Annotated in this window: 19 protein-coding genes; 6 read left to right on the top strand and 13 right to left on the bottom strand. The window is 61.4% G+C overall.

The annotated features are described in order from the left end of the window. Both ACIQ2E_RS02555 and ACIQ2E_RS02550 read left to right on the top strand, forming a co-directional pair. Positions 1–1,909: cation-translocating P-type ATPase (locus ACIQ2E_RS02555; protein WP_398325710.1), on the top strand; the 1,909-nt coding region annotated here is incomplete at its 5' end. Further along, positions 1,884–2,585 (top strand): phosphoribosyltransferase, encoded by a 702-nt coding sequence (locus ACIQ2E_RS02550; RefSeq protein WP_398325707.1) that lies wholly within the window; start codon positions 1,884–1,886, stop codon positions 2,583–2,585. The genes ACIQ2E_RS02555 and ACIQ2E_RS02550, both read left to right, overlap by 26 nt. 184 nt (positions 2,586–2,769) lie before the next feature. Here ACIQ2E_RS02550 and ACIQ2E_RS02545 read toward each other — a convergent pair whose 3' ends face one another. The 8 genes from ACIQ2E_RS02545 to ACIQ2E_RS02510 form a co-directional block, all read right to left on the bottom strand. Further along, positions 2,770–3,438, bottom strand: coding sequence for a hypothetical protein (locus tag ACIQ2E_RS02545; protein ID WP_398325704.1), 669 nt, complete (start codon positions 3,436–3,438; stop codon positions 2,770–2,772). 109 nt (positions 3,439–3,547) lie between these two features. Further along, positions 3,548–4,480: a glycosyl hydrolase gene (locus ACIQ2E_RS02540; RefSeq protein WP_398325701.1), complete on the bottom strand. Its 933-nt coding sequence runs from the start codon at positions 4,478–4,480 to the stop codon at positions 3,548–3,550. A 48-nt stretch (positions 4,481–4,528) separates the two neighbouring features. After that, positions 4,529–6,094: a glycosyltransferase family 2 protein gene (locus ACIQ2E_RS02535; RefSeq protein WP_398325698.1), complete on the bottom strand. Its 1,566-nt coding sequence runs from the start codon at positions 6,092–6,094 to the stop codon at positions 4,529–4,531. Positions 6,095–6,227: 133 nt separating this feature from the next. Beyond that, positions 6,228–7,250 (bottom strand): UDP-glucose 4-epimerase GalE, encoded by a 1,023-nt coding sequence (galE, locus tag ACIQ2E_RS02530; RefSeq protein ID WP_398325695.1) that lies wholly within the window; start codon positions 7,248–7,250, stop codon positions 6,228–6,230. Then, a complete protein-coding gene (locus tag ACIQ2E_RS02525) occupies positions 7,250–8,629 on the bottom strand; it encodes a nucleotide sugar dehydrogenase (protein ID WP_398325692.1) in 1,380 nt (459 codons plus the stop codon). Before ACIQ2E_RS02525 ends, galE begins: the two co-directional genes overlap by 1 nt. A 57-nt stretch (positions 8,630–8,686) precedes the next feature. Then, positions 8,687–9,652, bottom strand: a complete 966-nt coding sequence (locus ACIQ2E_RS02520; protein ID WP_398325689.1) for a UDP-glucuronic acid decarboxylase family protein — start codon at positions 9,650–9,652, stop codon at positions 8,687–8,689. 396 nt (positions 9,653–10,048) lie between these two features. Further along, complete coding sequence (locus ACIQ2E_RS02515; RefSeq protein WP_398325686.1) at positions 10,049–10,258, bottom strand: acetyltransferase; 210 nt, start codon at positions 10,256–10,258, stop codon at positions 10,049–10,051. Between the two features lie 79 nt (positions 10,259–10,337). Continuing rightward, on the bottom strand, positions 10,338–10,784 hold the full coding sequence (locus ACIQ2E_RS02510; protein WP_398325683.1) for a TspO/MBR family protein: 447 nt from the start codon (positions 10,782–10,784) through the stop codon (positions 10,338–10,340). Positions 10,785–11,066: 282 nt separating this feature from the next. On the opposite strand from ACIQ2E_RS02510, the gene psbA reads away from it, so the two are divergent. Both psbA and ACIQ2E_RS02500 read left to right on the top strand, forming a co-directional pair. Beyond that, complete coding sequence (gene psbA / locus ACIQ2E_RS02505) at positions 11,067–12,122, top strand: photosystem II q(b) protein (protein WP_398325680.1); 1,056 nt, start codon at positions 11,067–11,069, stop codon at positions 12,120–12,122. A gap of 114 nt (positions 12,123–12,236) precedes the next feature. Continuing rightward, the gene (locus tag ACIQ2E_RS02500) at positions 12,237–12,401 is read left to right on the top strand and encodes a hypothetical protein (protein WP_398325678.1); all 165 of its coding nucleotides are present in this window, start codon (positions 12,237–12,239) and stop codon (positions 12,399–12,401) included. Here ACIQ2E_RS02500 and ACIQ2E_RS02495 read toward each other — a convergent pair. Continuing rightward, positions 12,385–13,296, bottom strand: coding sequence for a fatty acid desaturase family protein (locus ACIQ2E_RS02495; protein WP_398325713.1), 912 nt, complete (start codon positions 13,294–13,296; stop codon positions 12,385–12,387). The two genes, ACIQ2E_RS02500 and ACIQ2E_RS02495, sit on opposite strands and share 17 nt — an antisense overlap. Positions 13,297–13,390: 94 nt before the next feature. Continuing rightward, positions 13,391–14,128, bottom strand: a complete 738-nt coding sequence (locus ACIQ2E_RS02490; protein ID WP_398325675.1) for an MBL fold metallo-hydrolase — start codon at positions 14,126–14,128, stop codon at positions 13,391–13,393. Between the two features lie 80 nt (positions 14,129–14,208). On the opposite strand from ACIQ2E_RS02490, the gene ACIQ2E_RS02485 reads away from it, so the two are divergent. Then, positions 14,209–15,891: an NAD(P)/FAD-dependent oxidoreductase gene (locus tag ACIQ2E_RS02485; RefSeq protein ID WP_398325672.1), complete on the top strand. Its 1,683-nt coding sequence runs from the start codon at positions 14,209–14,211 to the stop codon at positions 15,889–15,891. Here the strand turns inward: ACIQ2E_RS02485 and ACIQ2E_RS02480 are convergent. Beyond that, positions 15,830–16,195 carry an AbrB family transcriptional regulator gene (locus ACIQ2E_RS02480; RefSeq protein WP_398325669.1) on the bottom strand — a complete coding sequence of 122 codons (366 nt, stop codon included), beginning with the start codon at positions 16,193–16,195 and terminating at the stop codon, positions 15,830–15,832. The two genes, ACIQ2E_RS02485 and ACIQ2E_RS02480, sit on opposite strands and share 62 nt — an antisense overlap. A gap of 94 nt (positions 16,196–16,289) precedes the next feature. Between ACIQ2E_RS02480 and ACIQ2E_RS02475 the strand changes: the two genes are divergently transcribed. Beyond that, entirely contained in the window at positions 16,290–18,095 is a 1,806-nt protein-coding gene (locus ACIQ2E_RS02475; RefSeq protein ID WP_398325666.1) for an FAD-binding domain-containing protein, read from the top strand. A 149-nt stretch (positions 18,096–18,244) separates the two neighbouring features. On the opposite strand, the gene pgeF is transcribed toward ACIQ2E_RS02475, so the two are convergent. Both pgeF and ACIQ2E_RS02465 read right to left on the bottom strand, forming a co-directional pair. Continuing rightward, positions 18,245–19,066: a peptidoglycan editing factor PgeF gene (gene pgeF, locus ACIQ2E_RS02470; protein WP_398325663.1), complete on the bottom strand. Its 822-nt coding sequence runs from the start codon at positions 19,064–19,066 to the stop codon at positions 18,245–18,247. An 11-nt stretch (positions 19,067–19,077) separates the two neighbouring features. Then, positions 19,078–19,723 (bottom strand): Tab2 family RNA-binding protein (locus ACIQ2E_RS02465; RefSeq protein WP_398325660.1); only part of this gene is annotated, 646 nt, incomplete at its 5' end.

The raw sequence follows: 19,723 nt of genomic DNA, 5'->3' as shown, positions 1-19,723 counted from the left end.
TCTCGCCGGAGTGCTTCGGGTGGGGGTGGAGCCGGTGGAAAGCCTGGTGTTCGCCATCGGGATCATCGTGGCCAATGTGCCAGAGGGCCTGCTTCCCACGGTCACCCTTGCGCTGGCACTGGCGGTGAAGCGGATGGCCCGCGAGCGAGCCCTGGTGCGAAGGCTCTCGGCGGTGGAAACACTCGGCTGCGTGGGTGTGATCTGCACCGACAAAACAGGCACCCTCACCGCCAACGCCATGGAGGTACAGAACACCTGGAGCAGTGATGAACACCTCTTGTTGTTGGCGGCAGGCTTGTGCTGCAACGCCTCCCGGCAGGTCGGCGATCCAACGGAAACGGCGTTGTTGCAGGGTGCACAACGGGCGGGGCTTGATCTGGAGCAGGAGCGTCAGCGGCTGCCGCGTCAACAGGAACTGCCCTTCGATTCCGAGCGAAGGATGATGAGCGTGCTGGTGGAGTGGCACAACGATCCACGCTGGCCGCAGCCCAGCGTGTGGATGGTGTGCAGCAAAGGCGCACCCATGGAGTTGCTGCAGCGCTGCAGCCACTGGCTGCGCGCTGGCGTAATCACGCCACTCGGCCAAGCTGATCGGCAACTGGTGAGCTCGGCCAACGATGTGATGGCACGCCAGGGCCAACGGGTGCTGGCCATCGCTTGCAGGGCATGCAACCAGCCGAAACTGGAGGAGCAAAATCTCGTGCTGCTGGGGCTCGTAGGCCTCTACGACCCACCCAGGCCCGGGGTGATCCAAGCGATCGCCGCCTGCCATCGCGCCGGGATCAAGATCACGATGGTGACCGGCGACTACGGCCTCACCGCCGAGGCGATCGCGCGCCAGATCGGCCTGCTTGATGCCCCCGCCCATGCCGGCCCCGACCCGGTGCGGGTGGTGAACGGCAGCGACCTAGGCCGCCTCAGCGATGCTCAGCTGCGCCAACTGCTGAAGTTCCGCTCGCGGCTGGTGTTTGCCCGCATGGCGCCAGAGCAAAAGCTGCGGCTGGTGCAGGCCTACCGGGCCCTTGGCGAGGTGGTGGCTGTCACCGGCGATGGCGTCAACGACGCCCCGGCGCTGAGGGCCGCTGATGTGGGTATCGCCATGGGGCGAAGCGGTACCGATGTGGCCCGCGAAGCAGCCGACATCGTGCTGGTGGACGACAACTTTGCCACCATCGTCTCGGCGGTGCGTCACGGTCGAGGCGTGTACGACAACATCCGCCGATTCATCCTCTACATCCTGGCCTCCAACGTCGCCGAGGTGGCGCCGTTCCTCACAATGCTGGCGCTGCGAATCCCAGCGGCCCTCACCGTGCTGCAGATCCTGGCGGTGGATCTAGGCACCGATCTACTGCCGGCCCTGGGGCTTGGGGCCGATCCGCCCCGGGCCGATGTGATGAGCCAACCACCCCGCCATCGTGATCAGCCGCTGCTGGATCGGCCGCTGCTGCGGCAGGCCTATCTGTATCTAGGGCTGATTGAAGCCACCCTGGCGATGCTCGGCTATGGCCTCAGCTGGTGGAGCCACGGGATCACCCTTCCCCAGCTGCGCAGCATCACTCCAGCTCTGCTGCACCATCAGGCGAACGCCGAGCTGTTAGCTGTGCAACACCAAGCTTCGGCGGTGGCCCTTGGATCGATTGTGTTCGCCCAGGCGGGCACCGCCCTGGCCTGCCGCCGCGGCAACCGCTTTAAGCCCAATGCTCTGCTGTGGCTGGGCATCGCCATAGAGCTGATCGCTTTTGTTGGGCTACAGGGATGGCCGCCCCTGGCCCGAACCTTCCAGATGGCACCGATCCCATCACAGTTGTGGTGGTGGTTGCTGCTGTGCATCCCAGCGCCACTGCTGGCGGTTCAGCTCCGCTCCATCTGGAAAGCCCATCACCATGGTTCGAACAGCGTTATGGCGTGATCGCAGGCACGCCGGTCGAGCTCTGGCTCAGCAGCTCAGCGGCTGGAGCCACAAACCCAACGCCCTGGTGGTAGGGCTTCCACGCGGCGGCATCGTGGTAGCCGCCGAGGTGGCCCAACAGCTTCACCTGCCGCTGGCCAGCTGGGCGGTGCGCAAACTCGCCCATCCCCAGGCGCCGGAACTGGCCCTGGGAGCCATTGCTCCCGATGGCGTGCAGATCTGGGATGAATCCATCGCCAGGGCCTATCGGCTCGATCCCGCTCTGCGCCAAAGGATCATGGCGGAGCAGCAGCGCGAACTCGAACGCCGGCAGCGCCTCTATGGCGATCCACCAGCAGCGGCACTGAGCCGTCGACCGCTACTGGTGATCGACGACGGCGTGGCCACCGGCCTCACGGTGATGGCAGCGCTGCAGTCGCTGCGCCTCAGCGAACCCAGCCAACTGGTGCTGGCGGTGCCGGTGATCGATCGGCGCGTTGCAGATGCCTTACGACCCCAGCTGGATCAGCTGGTCGCTTTAGCGGAGGTCGATGACCTCTGCGCCGTTGGGGCCTGGTATCAAAGCTTCGAGCCGGTGAGCGACACCGAGGTGCTAGAGCTCATGGCAAGACAAGCCTGTAAAAAACGAGAGCTCAATCAGCCAGCGGATCAGGTTCGAACAGGACGACAAGGCTGACCGTGAAGCTCATAGAGAGACATTTAGGGCCTGGAATAGCGCTTAAATCCAAAAAGACAGATCAGAAAGCGATCAGAGCCAGGTACGCACAGAATAAAGGTCACAAGAATAGGAACGCGTCGATACCATGAACAGCCAAAAGGCATGGTCGCATCCGACAAGGAGTAGAGAGTACCTACAGCAATCAGAACGTTGCCGTTCGGAAACTGCCCCCCCAGGTCAGAGAGAGAACAGCAGCACGACCTGCATCGCCACTGTTGTCAAGATTGACACCTGAGAGACTAACAAATAAGGGGACACCGCGAGCCGGAACAACCGACAAGGTGGCATTAACACCACGACCCACCCAACCAGCACTCAATCCCACATTCGGCGCCAACTCCACACCCAAGGAGGCAACAACTCCTTGACTCGGCAACCAACCCTGATCAATACGCTGAAAGCGTCCACTACCAGCGCCCAGATTCAATTGAAGTGTCTGGCGGAAGCTTGCGTCATTTGGCCGCAGAGGCCAGGCCATGGTCAGCACACCATAGGCACTTTTGGGTTCTTTTGACAACTGGCCGTAGGTGAACGCACGCAACAGACCCCCACCAACTGCAGCTTTAAAGCGTGAATGGTTCACGACAGATCGACCAACCCTGACATCGACGCTTCCACCCTCCGGAACCCCACGAAAGCTCTCGATGTTGTAATCAATCTCCACTGCAACGGCTGTGCGTGGATTCCCAATGCCAGCTCCAAGATTCAAACAGCCGTCAACGAAGAGATCGTTGCGTTGCCACTGCTCGTAGGCGTACGAGGAGGTGCTAATGAAATAGTTTCCCCATTCAGCTGTAAAGGCTGTCGGCATCTGGGTCGGGGTTACACTGGGTGCGCTGTAGGGCGGAAGCTCTGCCGCATGCACACTTGGCGCAGTTGTCAGAGGCATCATCAGGAGCAACAAGAACCATTCAGGCGGATCAAGCCGTACGAGGGCCGCACACTTTTTGATGGAGAAGAGGAAGCGAGACATGCAGAAGCTGGCAATGAAATACGGAAGAAAGCCGCGGAGATGTAACCAAGTCCAAGAGCTGCGAGGAGAGGCTCCAGTCCTCATGCCCAGTGGGAAGAGGAATCCACGTTGGCTGTGGGGCACTGAAGTAGACCCATCCGATCAACTCCGGATATCTGCGAATCGCCTCACGGGCATCCATTAACCAGCGTCGACGTTGCTGGTTAGTACCACTCACACCCATCTCAGCCACCAATAAGGGCTTGCGAAAGCGCAGGTGTAACCAACGCCGTTGCTCATAAACCTGGGCAAAGCTGCGCAATTCCCCGTTTTGGCTCCAGCGCGGAGAGCTGTAGACGGAGACCCCGATCAGGTCAACAGCATCACCACCAGGCCAAAAAAGACCGGATTGACGATTTCCGGCAGGAGACCAGACCCAATGAATTCGCCGGCATTGGGGATGTCTTGCTTGAGCCCATACCGAACGGTAGAGACGCACATAATCCTCGCCTCGCTTCACTGACCAGGGGTATTGGCCGGCGTTGTCCACTTCATGGGCAAAACGCAACAGCACAGGCTGCTCGGGCCGGCACAATGGCTCCAGCACAGCTTTGATACGCTGGTTGTAGTCACCTCGAACAACATCTCTCACGAGCGTGCGATCAGATTGAGGTCGATAGGGATCAGGAAATGGTTCCAGAGTGATCAATGCCAGGCTCCGCCTTTGACGAGCTCGCTCCAACACTGAGCTGATGTGCTGAGGAGCTTGGGCATCCATCCAGCTCACAAAGGTGCTTTCAATCGAACTATGAGGCAGCGGATGTTCAAGCTCTGGGTAGCGGTAAGCCCCGCTGAAGAAAGTTGAACTACGCTGGGCAGACCATAGTGGCAGCCCTGCCATGAAGCCAAACAACAGGCCTAGTGGCCAAAGACGCTGAAGACAGTTCACTTAAGGCCTCCAGAGTTGAGTAGTAGGCAATGCCTCCGTGAGCTGCAATGGTGTTCGCAACTCCTCATGGCGTAGCACTGCCGTAACGAAGACCAGGGCCGCAACACCCAGCACAATTCCGTAGTGATAGCCGAGTTGAAACAACGGCAGACGCTTCAACCGATGATCTAACCCGAGCGCCAGAACAGCAGCTACTGCTGAACTGCTAGCGCTGATCAGCACCAGCAGAACGTAGCCCTTCGCATCACCTGCCGAATGGCCTAGCAATAAAGCCGTCAACGCACCGATGCAAGCCAAAATCAAGTGAGGCGTGATGAAAGTAAGTTTGAGGGGTCGGATTTGCTGTTCCTTTCTGGTCACTCGGAAGTCATGTGAGCCACACCAGAACCGATCCAAACAGGCAGCCATCACTCCGGCCAACACCCACGGTCCGCGAGTGAGTTCGAACAGCATCTGCTCCCAGCTCACCAAACGACTAGAAGGTGGATTGAGAAGACCCAGCTGCTTCAGCCAAAAAAGCGGCAACAGAGTGAGCAGCGAATAGAGCAGCCACAGCAGAAGAAAGATGGGGTAATCCACGCGTACCCATGGCTGGCTCGTTGCCATGGCGACGGCGGGCAGGATCACGCCCACAACACTCAGGCTGCCGCGCAGTGGGTAAAAGAGCTGGCTATAGAGAAATTGCCAGCGAAGATGCCAGGGCAAGCGCGAACAGAGCTTGGGAGTTAAGGCCAGAAGAATCGTTGTAAGGCTGCGGGACCACTGAAATTCCTGGACCATGGCGTCCTCAAAGGTCTCAGGACCCAAGCCATGACAGCGAGCATCAATGGCAAAGACACCTCGCCAACCCTTGCTGTTCAACAGCAAAGTTGTGGAGTGGTCCTCGGCAAGCTCAGGTCCTAGCCCGCCGATCTCCACCAACGCTGCGGTGCGTACCGCGTAATGACTACCAATGCAGAGAGGCGCATAACCAGCGTTGTGACCAAGCTGTTGTGGACCATGTAATCCCGCCTCTGCATAGAGACGCCCCCGTGCCACCCAGCTCTTGGATGCGTTGCGGTCGCAGATCGATGGAGCAGCCACATAGCCCACCTCAGGATCACCAAATGGATGCACCATGGCTCGTAGATATCCCGGCTCGGGCCTGTGATCAGCATCAAGCTGCACAACCACGTCGTACCGCTCATATCCGTAGTGGTCGTAGAAGTAGGCAAGGTTGCCCTCCTTGCACCGGCGCCTCCGTGGCCAATGTGCGTTGTGGTAGCCGGGTTGATCCCGCCGGGTGGAAACCTGCACGCCATGCAAGGCGCACCAGCGCAGAACCTCATCTGTTGGATTCTCATCGGCCAACCACGTATCGTGAGCCGGCTCCTGGGCAAGCATCGCCTCTAGGGTCTCGCGCACCAACGGCCACGGTTCTGAAGGCGCCTTTGTCACAACCATGCCAAGGCGCAAATCCACAGGGAACGAGCTACGGGGATTCACCCGCTGCATGCGCACGAGAAAGAAATAGGCCCAGGCCGGCATTGCCGTAACCACCACCAACAACAAGGTGTTGAGGGCCATCCCCCATGGGGCCGCCCAATGAGCCGGCTGCAACCACCAGGCCCAAAAAAGGCCCACACAAAAAGCCCAAACCAGCACAAGAACCAACAACACAGCTTGCTGCTGGGGGCGAAGCACTGGAATGAATCGCGGTTCAGGTGGTGACATGGCTCAACTCATGAGAGATGTAAAGCCGTTGCCGCTGGTCCCAAGCCGCAGCATCAGACACAATCCGCTTCAGTGAGGAGTAGTGCGGCTGCCAACCAAGCACCACTGCAGCCTTGCGGGAATCACTGACCAGGGCGGGAGGATCCCCCGGACGAGAGGGAGCCTGATGCACCGGCACGGGGCTTTGCAGCTCCGCTTCCACCGCATGCACCAGCTCCCACACCGAAATCCCGGAGCCGCTACCGAGATTGAAATCATCACTGTCGCCTCCAGCCAGCAGGTGATCAAGGGCTAGTAAGTGGGCCTCTGCGAGATCACACACATGGATGAAGTCCCGGATGGCAGAACCATCGGGGGTATCGAAATCAGTACCGAACAAGTGAAGGGGGGCATCACCACGACCCGCGGAAATTGCCAAGGGGATCAGGTGGGTTTCCGGCTGATGGATCTCTCCGAGACCATGAGCCAAATCAGCACCAGCTGCGTTGAAATAGCGCAGCACAACAGAGCGGAGACCATAGGCACGGCCGAAATCCTCAAGCAGCCATTCCGCTACAAGCTTGCTGCGACCATAAGGACTGATTGGAGATTTTGGAGAGCGCTCATCGAGCGGCAACTGCTTGGGGATTCCAAACACTGCACAGCTGGATGAGAACACCACCGGCGGCGGCTGCCCCTCGGTGGCAGAGAGGGACTGCTGCAGCAAATTGAGCGTTCCCGCTGTGTTCACGCGGTAATAAACATCAGGGTTGAGCATCGACTCCCCGACATACGCCAACGCTGCGAAATGGAGAATGGCATCAAAGTGCGTCCCCACGAACAAGCGCTGGAGCTCCTCAGAGTTGGTGAGATCTCCTTGAACAAACTCCACATCGAGCTGATCCACCGTTGAGCGATGGCCACGCTGGAGGTTGTCAAATACAACAACGCGGTGGCCGCGCCGTTTCAAACCGGGAATCACATGGGAGCCCACAAAACCAGCGCCACCGGTCACTAACACCGTGGCCATTAGTCCTGCTCCCCAGCGCCAATGGCCCAGGTATCCAAGCCGCATCGGTGTGCAGCCTCAAGATCAATACCGCGGCGGGTATCAAAGACCCAGGCAGGACGCCGCATCAGAGCACCCAACAGAGGCCAGTCGAGTTGGCGGTACTCAGCCCAATCAGTAAGCACCACAGCAGCATCTGCATCACGAAAAATCGAACTCAACTGAGACTCCACACGAAAACTGCTGTGTCCCGATCCGTCATCAACTGCTGAATCAAGTGCAGCGTGCACATCCTTGGGACTAACCCTTGGGTCATGGATGGCTAGGTGGGCACCCTCCCCAAGCAGCTCACGGCAGATGGCAATTGCTGGGCTCTCGCGGGTGTCATTGGTATCCGCCTTAAATGCGAATCCAAGAATGGCAATGGTTTTGTCGCGCAGGGTGCCAAACAAGTGGCGAACAATCATGCGAACCAAGCGCTGTTGAGCATAGGTATTCATCTCCACCACGGAGCGCCAGTAGTTAGCAACTGGAGCAAGGCCGTAGTGATCCGCGAGATAGATCAGATTGAGTAGATCTTTTTTAAAGCAACTACCACCAAAACCCGGGCCAGGGCTGAGGAAGTGGGAACCCAGCCGCGAATCACTACCGATGGCTCGGCGTACCTCCACGACATCCGCTCCTGTCTTTTCGCACAGAGCAGCGATGCTGTTGATCGAGCTAATCCGCTGAGCCAGAAAAGCATTGGCGGTGAGCTTCGCAAGTTCAGAAGACCAGAGATTGGTACGGATGATTCGCTCCGGGCTGACCCAGTTGGCGTAGATATCGGCCAGCTGATCCACCGCATGGTCACAATGACCACCCACAAGCACACGATCTGGGGATTCCAGATCACTGATGGCGGTTCCCTCCGCCATGAATTCAGGGTTGGAGAGCACCTCAAAGCCAGCAGCTGGTGCATTGGCAAAGATGCGCCGTAGCACATCGGCGGTACGCACGGGCAAGGTTGATCGCTCCACGACGATCGTATGGCCCTTGGCTACATCGGCTATCTGCCTTGCGGCTTTTTCGATGTAGGTGATGTCGGCAGCAACCCCTGCGCCATGGCCATTTTGTTTGGTAGGGGTATTCACTGACAGGAAAACCATGTCAGCATTTCTGATGCCATTGGCTACATCGGTACTGAACTGCAAGTTGCGCCCAAGAACGCGATCGAGCACAGCTTCGAGGCCTGGTTCATACACGGGCAGAGGACCACGACCAAGGTTGTTCCAGGCATCGATACGGGCCTGATCGAGATCGACGACAGTGATATCGAGACCTGGGCAGCGATCGGCCATCACAGCCATTGACGGGCCACCGACATAGCCGGCACCAATACAGCAGATGGATTGAACCATGGGGTTGAACGGGAAAACAGCGCGTGAAGGAACAGGAGATGAGTCTTGCGATTGAAATCAGGTCACGACCGCCATCTCAGGCTCAACCGCTGGCATGACGTCTTGCCCCTGAAGCGCCGCCACCATGCGTGCCAATCCGTCCTCTAAAGAGACCTTCGGCATCCAACCAAGCTCGTGTTGAGCCCGACTGATATCCGGCCGGCGCTGGCGAGGGTCATCCACTGGCAGAGGATGGTGACTCACTGTGAGCTGGGGGTTAAAGCGGTCGATGATGTGTTCCGCTAACTCCGCTACGGTGATTTCAACTGGATTGCCAAGATTCACTGGCCGAAGACAGCTGGAATCCATCAATGCCAGCAAGCCAGCCACAAGATCGTCGACATAACAGAACGATCGCGTCTGGGATCCATCACCGTATACAGTCAGCGGCTCAGAACGCAGCGCCTGATGAATAAAGCTGGTGACAACACGGCCATCGTTGGCAGCCATACGTGGGCCATAGGTATTGAAGATACGCGCCACACGCACTTTGAGTCCATGAACCCTGTGATACTCAAAGGCAAGGGTTTCGGCCATACGCTTGCCCTCGTCATAGCAAGCTCTAGGCCCCGTACAACTCACATTTCCGAGGTAAGCTTCGGACTGCGGCGATACCAGTGGATCTCCATAGACTTCACTGGTTGATGCCAAAAGAAAACGCGCTCCACATCGCCTAGCCAAGCCAAGCATGTTGAGGGTTCCCAGCACATTAGTTTTGATCGTGGAGATCGGATTCGCCTGATAGTGAATTGGCGACGCCGGGCAAGCCAAATGCCAGACACGGTCAACCTCAATGCGGAGAGGCTCTGTCACATCATGGCGAATCAACTCAAAATGCGGATGCTCAAGCCAATGCGCAACATTACCCTTTGAGCCCGTTTGAAAATTGTCAACACAGATCACTTGGGCATTTAGATCTGCCATCAAATGATCAATCAGATGGGAGCCGATAAATCCGCTTCCGCCTGTAACCAGGTGACGCATCCTATCTCCAAAGGCGATGCCGCACAAACATAAGAATCAAACCATCGAACCCCTCGGAAATCAGCACAATCTCAAATGAAATACAGCAGTGTGCTTCAGGGTTACGCATAGATGCTTCACAAGAAACAAATTTTGCGACGCCCACTTCACCCAAGCACGCGGGGAATCAACGCATCGAAGCGGAGACTCTCAAATCAACACCTACATGCAAACCAATGACCTTTCAACCCAGGATCGGCGTCGAAAGCATGATCAAGGTTAACAAGCATGATCAGACACAAACAGCACCACGAGCAGATGACAAACAAAGCCATGAAAGAACAAGATTGAGACCAGAAAAAGACACAAGGGTGGCTTCCCCAGCTCAACCTTTGAGGCGTTCCGGCAAGAAACAACTCACCGCGCTCCGTAGTGAGGATCAACCCAGCAGCGTGGCAACGATTCTCCGGAGGCAAACACCAGGTCACTCTTGTGGAACAGTTCAGGCTCCTGCAGCTCCTCGCCGGCATGGAGACGACCCGGTAGCTGCGTCGCGAAAGGATCAAACAGCTTCGGAAGGCTTAATACCTCCATCAGCGAGCCGTCCTGACGGGTTCTCAGAAACATGGCGGGGGAGTGTCTGCACTCGGTCTAAGAAGACCGAGACACTTTGGAGAGCCAAGGCCTACACCCGATCAGCGATGGATCAGCGGTTCAGGCGCTGCATCTGCCAGGTGACCAGCGTGCCCACCGGGCTCCACAGCAGATAGGGAATCAACAGCAGGGCCGCGGGTTGCGAGGAGCCTGCCACCACGAGCGTGAGCGCCACCCCCCAGAGCCAACCCGCCAGGCCCACGGCCGTGCCATTGGCAAGGCGACGAGTGCGGCAGATCAACCAGGTGTAGCTCTGCACCAGCACCAGCAACAGCAGATACCCAGCCATCAATCCCCAGCCATTGGTGCGGTTCCACACCAACAGCGCCGAGGCATAGAAGCAGCCATAAATAGCCAACCAGATCAATGGGATCAATCCCTCAAAGCCGAGCCAAAGCGGCCGGCGGAGCCGCAGAAACCAGGCGAACTCCTCCCGGCTGGGCATGATCACCACCACCAGGGTGCCGAGCACCAACAGGATCACGATCGCGGCGGTCATCGATGCGAAGCAACTGACCCAGCCTGATCACGCCAGCCCCTGCGCGCCGCACGCGGCTTCACCGATGCGCTGCGGTGCCGCTGCAAGGCGGCGCCGCAGAGACCGGCCCTTGCTGACAGCCGCCAGCCTGAATGCGGCGCAACGAGCCATGGGCTGATCCGGTGCTCTGACACAGCACGCAGCCACCAAGGGATCAGTACCACGTTGCGCCGCACATCAATCAGCACCCGCCCTACCAGCGCATCGAGATCGTCGGGGCGTGTGTCATTCACACCATTCACCATGACAAGCCTTTCTTCTGCGGCCAGGCGTCGTCCCTGGCGGCAATTCAGTACATGGATCACCAACACCGGCAACCGCATCTACATCGGTTGGTTCGGTGTGCTGATGATTCCTTGCCTGCTCACGGCGACGCTTGTTTTCGCCATGGCCTTCATTGGCGCACCCGCCGTGGATGTCGATGGCATCCGCGAACCGGTGAGCGGTTCGCTGCTGGGGGGCAACAACTTGATCAGCGCAGCCGTGGTGCCTAGCTCCAATGCCATCGGGCTCCACTTCTATCCCCTCTGGGAAGCCTCCAGCGTGGAGGAGTGGCTCTACAACGGCGGGCCCTATCAGCTGATCGTGTTCCACTTCCTGATCGGAATCACGGCCTGGATGGGCCGCCAATGGGAACTCAGCTACCGGCTGGGCATGCGCCCCTGGATTGCTGTGGCCTACTCCGCCCCCTGGGCCGGTGCGATGGCCGTGTTGTTGGTGTATCCACTTGGTCAAGGATCGTTTGCCGACGGCATGCCCCTTGGCATCTCCGGCACCTTCAACTTCATGCTGGTGCTGCAGGCTGAACACAATGTGCTGATGCACCCGCTGCACATGCTCGCTGTGGCCGGCAGTTTCGGTGGAGCTTTCCTGGCGGCCCTGCATGGCTCGCTAGTGAGCAGCAGCCTGATTCGTGAAACCACCGAACAGGAATCGATCAACCGGGGCTATCTGTTTGGCCAGAAAGAACCCACCTACAACATCGTGGCGGCCCACGCCTATATGGGCCGGTTGATCATGCCCTACGCCACCAGCGACAACAGCCGCAGTGTGCATGCCCTGCTGGCCGCCTGGCCGGTGATCGGCATCTGGTGTTCAGCCCTGGCGGTGGTGAGCTTTGCCTTCAACCTCAACGGCTTCAACTTCAACCATGCGGTGCTCGATCACCAGGGCCGCGTGATTCCCACCTGGGCCGATGTGCTCAATCGCGGCAACCTCGGCATCGAAGCCATGCACGAGCGCAACGCCCACCAATTCCCACTCGATCTGGCAGCGCGGCCAGATCGAGTGCAAGGCTGAGGCTCGCCGCCGTGTGGCAGCACTCTGCGCAACAACAGCGGCACTCCTGCAGCATCAGCAGCCTGATGTTCCCTGAAACGCCTACAGCTGGATCACCCCATCTGAGGCCCGCTGATGGCAGCCCTGATCACGCTTGAACTCACAACCCAGGAGCTACATCTGTTGCGCAACACCATCCGGGCGCGCCGCATCTATAAGCCCTGCCAGCACACCCTGGCGCGGGGCATCTGGCAGCCCTGGATGGCGCCCTTACTGGACAAGCTCAGCCAAGCTGCTTGAGGGCCTCGCCGTAGCCCTGGCAGCACGGCAAGGGCGGGTAGCCATGCGCCCGCAACACCGCCTGCAAACGCGCGGTGGCCTGGGGCAAGCGAGCTGTGGCAAGCCCCGGGAAGGCATGGTGAGCGCTGTGATGCGGCAATCCCCCAAGCCAGCCGTTCAGCCAGTTCGGAACGGCAACCGTGCGGGAGCCGTACAACTGGCTCAGCAACGGATGGGGTTGCGGTTGCCAGAGCTGCCAATGCTCGATGGCACCCCGCAGCTGCAGCAGCCCCCCTGCCACCCGCTCTACGAACAGCCAGCTCAAGGCATAGACCATCACGTTGCCGTACTTGATCACCAGCACAACAATCAACGCCTGCACCAACACAATCCCGAGCCCATCCAGTACCAGGGCGCGGCGCAGGGCCGGGTGCTGCCCCTGGAGCCGCAACGCCTCCTGCAGGGTGCGCAGGATCAAACCGGCCCCGCCCGCTAGCACCAGCCACCACCAGCACCCGGGCTGCTGGTGGTGGATTCGCTCGGGGTCGCGCTTGTCGCGCCCATTCCAGCGGTGATGCAGGAGGTGCAGCAAGCGATAGGTGAACAAGGGCCAGGCCATCGGCCAACTGATCAGTGCCGCCAGGGCCAGCTCGAGCCGCTGCCGGCCCAGCAGGATGCCGTGGCAGGCCTCGTGCGTTGCAATCAGCAGCAGCGTTTCAGCCAACGCCAGCAGCAACGCTGCCGCGAGCCGCAGCGGCCAGGCCTGAAGCTGCCAAAAGCCGAATCCGCCTGCAGCCAGTAGGGCGAGCAGCACCAGCAAGCGTCCCCAGGCTGGGGGGATGGGCCTGGCATGCAGATCAACCACCACAGCGTGGAGATCCCGAATCAGGGGGCGCAGCGCAAGCGGATCAGGCATCAGGAGCAGGCCCGACGCAGCCACGAACAACGAAGCCACCGTATGGAGTGCAGGCCGCCACAGTGCCGAGTGCGGCAAAGCTGCGGCATCAGGCTCAGGCAGCCGTGGCCAGGGAGTAGCGCTCGCCCACCTGAGGATCAATCAGCCGACTGCCGGCCGGCATCGCTGCTGCCGCGCTCGCCGTGCTGCCCTTCATCCACAACAGCCGGGTGAGCAATCCGCTGAAGACCACATCGCCACCCGCGGTGCTCGCCAACACGGTGCGCGGTGAGAAGCGCTCCAGCAGCTGCGGCAGCACGGCCTGGCCGCGGACAAAAGCACCCGCCACCGGCAAGCCCAGATCCACCACCGGTGTGATCACCGCATCGAGAGGTCGGGCGAGAAGATCTGGGCTGAGGTAGCCGTGCGGCTCAAGATAAAGCGAGCCCGCTGGATGCTCCAGCAGGTAGCCGTTCTCCACCTGCGGCACAGGCGCGCCAGCGGTGGCCGTGATCTGCAAATCGCCGTGGCGGCAATCCTCGCCAGGCCGCAGAGCGGTGACCGTTTCAAAGCCAAGGCTGCGCACCTTGGCTGCTGCCGACAGCGATCCCACCACCGGCAGCGAACGCGGCAGCAGCTGCAGGGTTTCGGGATGGGCGTGATCGTCGAGCCCTTGGGTCAAGAGCAACAGATCGAGATCTTCAGGCACCGGCTGGCTGGCTGGCAGCTGGCCTTCGAAAAACCACGCCCCAGGTGGAAACCGCAGCGCGCCGGTGAGCCACGGATCCACCAACACCCGCAGCCCCCCCAGCTCCAGTAGCCAGCCGTTGGCCCCGAAGTAGGTGGCGTACATGGGGATGCAGCAAGGAGGTCGACCCTAAGCAGCGCCGCTGCGCGGGTGCTGAAATGCAGTACTGGCGAGCGACTGTGCCGATGCTGCGGCTCAACGAATTGAAGCTGCCACTCGACCACGAGCCAGAAGCGCTTGGCGAGGCCCTCTGCCGCCGCCTGAAACTGGAACCAGAGCAGCTGCTGGAGCCACCCCGGGTGGTGAAGCGCAGCGTGGATGCACGCCGCAAGAGCAAGATTCAGTTGGCCTACAGCGTGGAATTCGGCCTCGAGCCCGGCCAGGAGCAGCGGCTGCTCAAACGCTTCGGGCGCGACCCGCACCTGCAACCCGCTACCGACACCACCTATCAGCTGGTGGCACAGGCAGCAGCTGACGCCGATCTGCCTCGGCCAGTGGTGGTGGGAGCCGGCCCCTGCGGCTACTTCTGCGCCCTGCTGCTCGCTCAGATGGGTTTGAAGCCCCTGCTGCTGGAGCGGGGCAAACCGGTGAAGGAGCGCAGTGCTGACACCTTCGGCTTCTGGCAGGGCAAACGTCCGTTTAACCCGGAATCCAACGCCCAGTTCGGCGAAGGCGGCGCCGGCACCTTTTCCGACGGCAAGCTCTACAGCCAGGTACGCGATCCACGCCATCTGGGCCGCAAGGTGCTCGAGGAACTGGTGGCGGCTGGTGCCAATCCCGAGATCCTGGTGTTGCACCACCCCCACATCGGCACCTTCAAGCTGGCCACGGTGGTGCGAGGCCTGCGGGCGCAGATCACCGCTCTCGGGGGTGAGATCCACTTCGAGAGCCGCGTGGATCGGCTGGAGCTCAACCCTGAAGACCACTCGGTTCGCGGCGTGACCCTCGCCGATGGGCGCTTCATCGCGGCCCAGCAGGTGGTGATGGCGGTGGGCCACAGCGCCCGCGACAGCTTTGCGATGCTTCAGGCGCAGGGCGTGGCGATGGAGCGCAAACCATTTTCGGTGGGCTTCCGCATCGAGCACCCCCAACCGCTGATCGATGCGGCGCGCTGGGGCAGCTGCGCCGGTCACCCACAGCTGGGGGCGGCGGAATACAAGCTGGTGCACCACGCCAGCAACGGCCGCTGCGTCTACAGCTTCTGCATGTGCCCAGGCGGCCTGGTAGTGGGCGCCACCTCAGAACCTGGGCGGGTGGTGACCAACGGCATGAGCCAGCACTCCCGCAATGAGCGCAATGCCAACAGCGGCATCGTGGTGAACATTGAGCCCGAGGATGTAGAGCCCTACGGCAACGGCCCCGCCGATCCACTGGCGGGAGTGGCCTTCCAGCGGCACTGGGAATCGCGGGCCTACGCCCTGGGCGGCGAAACGTTCGCCGCTCCCGGCCAACGCCTCGGTGACTTTCTGGCGGGCCGCAGCAGCACTGCCACCGGCTGCGTGCAGCCGTCCTATGCGCCAGGAGTGACGCTCACGGATCTAAGTAGTGCGCTGCCGGGTTACGCCATCGAAGCTCTGCGTGAAGCCCTACCGGCGTTCAACAGCAAGATCGCGGGCTACGCCATGGACGACGCGATGCTCACAGGGGTGGAGACGCGCACCTCTTCACCCGTGCGCTTGCCTCGCAATGAACAGCTGGAGAGCATCAACACACCTGGGCTCTACCCAGCGGGAGAGGGGGCCGGCTTTGCCGGCGGCATCCTCTCCGCAGCGATGGATGGCATCCGCGTGGCGGAAGCCGTTGGCCTCACTCTTCTTCGTCGGCAGCACCGAGAGGTGCCAGGCGAATCTGCTTGCGGCCCAGCTTGATTTCAAACTCGTCGCCGGGCTTGAGATCCAACAGAGCGGTGTAAGCCTTGCCGACCATCAGGTTGCCGTTGAACTGCACCTTGGTGGTGAAGCTCAGCTTGCGGCCACCCTTACCAACCTTGGCAGTCGTACCGCCAAACTCCACACCTTTGGCATTGAGCAAGGCTTCATAGAAGGCCGTGAAGTTGAGACGCTCGGAGCCATCCTTCTTGGTGGACACATAGCCGCAGGCCCGAACGATGTCGGACTTGCTCACATCGCCAAGCTCTTTGACCTTGGCGAGAAGATCTGCCCCTGTGAGCATCTGATTGTTAGCTATGCAACTTTTGCATTATCGCATCGAGACCGAGGCACTGCAACCAGACTGCCAAACTCCTCTGGCCGGCCAGTGAGTCGCCATGGCGTGCACGGTGGTGTGGTTCCGGCGCGATTTGCGTCTGAGCGACCATGCAGCCCTCAGCCAAGCCTGTCGCCGCGGGGCCGTCCTGCCGGTGTTCGTGCTGGATCGGGATCTGCTGTTTCATCCCGAAACCGCTGTCGCCCGGGTGGCGTTCATGCTCGAGAGCCTGCGCGCACTGGATGCCGAGCTGCGTCAACGCAGCGGTCGTCTGCTGATTCGCAACGGCGATCCAGCTGAGGTGCTGCTGCAGCTTGTACGCGCCAGTGGCGCCGGCGGCGTGATCGCTCACACCGATAGCGAACGCCTGGTGGGCCGTGTGCGCGATGCCCGCGTCAGCCGCGCCCTGGCCGCTCACCGCATCCCACTGCACTGGGTGGAGCCCGCTGGCGCCACCGGCGAACTGATGCACTACAGCCACTGGAGCCGCCAGTGGCATCAAGCCATGGCCAGCCCCGCCCTGCCAGCTCCGGTGAGGCTGGTTGTGCCAACACCCTCAGATGCCCTGCCGGATCAACCGGTACCGAGCCTCGAAGAACTGGGCCTGCGTGCCGACGCCAAGCCGATCCCAGCTGGTGGCAGCGCCGCTGCCTTCCAACGGCTCGAACAATTCTGCGAAGGCCCCGCCTCACGGAGCTATTACTGGGAGCTCAGCTACCCCTCCGCCAAGGTCACCACCGGGCTGAGCCCCTATCTGAAATTCGGGGTGATCACCCCACGCCAGTGCCTCCAGCGGCTGGCCTGGCTGTTGCCCCGCAGCGGCGGCGAAGGCGGACGCCGCGATCCCCGCAACCGCAGCGCCGTGCAATTGGCAAGCCGCCTGCGCTGGGGTTGCGCCATCCACCAACGCTTCCGCTACCTGCCGCAACTGGAGTTGAGCGCGCTGTGGAGTCCGCTCGAGGGCGGCAGCAGCACGGTCTTTGATGCAGCGGGGCTGAGCTCAGAACAGTCCGCCGGGGTACTCACAGCTGAACAAGAAGAGCTGTATGACGCCTGGTGTGCAGGGCGCACCGGTTTCCCGATCGTGGATGCGGCGGCCCGCTGCCTGCAAGCCGAAGGGGGCTGGCTGGAACTGAATTTCCGCAGCCGCGCCATCTACGCCAGCTTCCTCTCCAATCTCTGCGGCATCGACTGGCGCTTCGGGGCCCTGCACTACATGCGGCACCTGATCGATGGCGATTGCCCGATCGATCACTACCAATGGGCGATGCAGGCCGGCGTGACGTACCACGGAAGCAAAGCCTGGACGCGGATCTACCACCCTGGGCAGGTGGCCGTAGATCGCTGCGACCCCCAGGGGCTGTTCATCCGCCGCTGGCTGCCGGAACTGCGGGGCCTCACCAACGATCAACTTGGCGCACCACCCGCCATGGCCGACTACCCCGCACCGGTGCTCAATTACGAGCGCTCACGCCGACTGCGCCTGGAGGCGTTGGAGCAGCAACGCCTCCACATCAGAGACGTTCATGCCGACATGGCTCGCCTTCCGAGACATCTCCATCCGTTCGGCCATGAACGCATTGCCGGGTGCGATGTGGCCTGGGCGGATCTCTGGGCCAGCCAGCCGGCTTCGGCCCTTCAACCCAGTGCCGTGGATCTTGAACGGCTGGATCCAGCCGGCTGGAAAGCCCTGCTCAGCTGGTTCAGCGGCACCAGCCGCACCAACAGCACCAGCCGAAGCACTGGCGCCGGCGGAAAGGGGAGCAACAGCAATGCCAGCGCAAGCCGCTCCCGAAGCCGCCGGACCCAGGAAAGCCCAGGCCAACTCAGCCTGGATCTAGATCCTGGTGATCCTGAACAGCACTGAGCGGTAATCATGGTGGACGAGGTGTTGAAGCCACGGCGCTCATCAGGTGTTGAAGCCACTGTCCAGGTGTGGATATCCATGGATATCCGACCTCGGACACTGACGAAGCGCCACACCCCAGCCACGGCCGCTCAGCGGGCCGCGACAGCTCAGTCGGGCAGTTGCTGCGACACGATGCCGCTCCACTGCACCGCCTTCACCTGATCGCGGCGCCAGGAATGGAAGAGGAGCTCCTCTCCCACCGTGCACAGCGGGCACACGCTGATCTGCCCGGCCGGAACCCCAGCCAACTCCAATTGGCGACGCGTGGCGGCGCGGAAATCGAGGCGGGAACGGCAGGGTTCGGGATCACTGCACACCGCTCCGCACCGCTCTAGCTCTGCCATGGCAGAGCCTGTCGCACCGCCGTCCGCCATTGGCAGCGAATCCGCTACCTGCTGAGCCACGCTGAGTTCGACTTGATAGCGCTCGCCGCTCACCGCCGGGCCGAGCGCCACCAACAGATCACTGCGGCTGCAGCCCTCGGCCTCAAACTGCGTGATCGCCTCCAGCAGAATGCCGGCCGCCACCCCGCGCCAGCCGGCATGGCAGGCCGCCACACGGCCACTCACCGGATCAGCAATCAACACCGGCGTGCAGTCTGCACCGCACACCCAGAGGCTCTGGCCGCCGGCATCACTCACCAGGCCATCGGCTTCCGGCCAGGGTTCAGCGCAAGCAGCACTGGCGGGAAGCACCAGGGCACTGTGTACCTGCTTGGGGCGATGCACACTCACGCCCGCGCTCACATAGCCCGCCAGCACCTCCGGCCCGCGGCCCTGCCACTGACGGGTGAAGAAGCCGTGCTCAAAACCGGCGAGCAGATCAGCCTGAAGGTAGTAGCCGCCGTAGCAGCCGATCCAGGTCCACCCCTCGAGCAGATTGAAGCGGGAATCTGGGCGATCAAAAGGGGGATCAACGGCTTCCGCCATGGTCCGCCTCCTTAGGCGTCGGGAAGATCACGCAGCACCCAGAAGCCATCGAAGCCGCTCTGCGCCTCGCTGCTCTGCACCGCCAGAAACTGCACGCCGCCCACCTGCTCGCGCGCCGCGCGGAAGGACTGAGCGGCGGCCTTAGCCTCCTCGGCCTCCAGGTTGCCTAACAACCAGCGATCCTCCAAGCCGGCCTCCAGCACCAACTGGTTGCCGCTCACCTCCAAGCGCACCGGCTCAAGGCCGGCAATCCAACCAGCAATCGCCAAAGAGCGGGTGGTGCTGAACAGGCGCAGGCCGCTCACCATGGCGTCGTCGTCGCCGATGCCATCAAGCGGCACCAGCCCGGCAAAGCTCACATCCCACTCCGCCGCTTCCTTGAGAGCACCGAGAGGCAGGGAAGCCCAGCTCCAGCTATCACCGCGTGCAGCTTCCGGTAGGGGCACTGCCAGGGGCTGGATCGGCAAAGGCGCTGGTGCCAGTGGCCCGGCCATGTAGCCCTCCTCAGCGGGGTACACCGTGGCCTGGCGCTCCTGCAGCCACTCCACCAGGGCATAACAGCGGCGGCTGGGGATCATCTCCAGGCTCAGCTGCTCAGCCGCCCGCTGCACCATCGTGCGCATCGAGGCGCGCCAGCAACGCAGTTTGCGGGGCGCG

The sequence above is a fragment of the Vulcanococcus sp. genome (genome assembly GCF_044369115.1).
In the GTDB taxonomy this organism is placed as follows: Bacteria; Cyanobacteriota; Cyanobacteriia; order PCC-6307; family Cyanobiaceae; genus Vulcanococcus.
The sequence above is the reverse complement of the archived record's forward strand: the minus strand, read 5'-3'. Positions and strand labels throughout refer to the sequence as shown.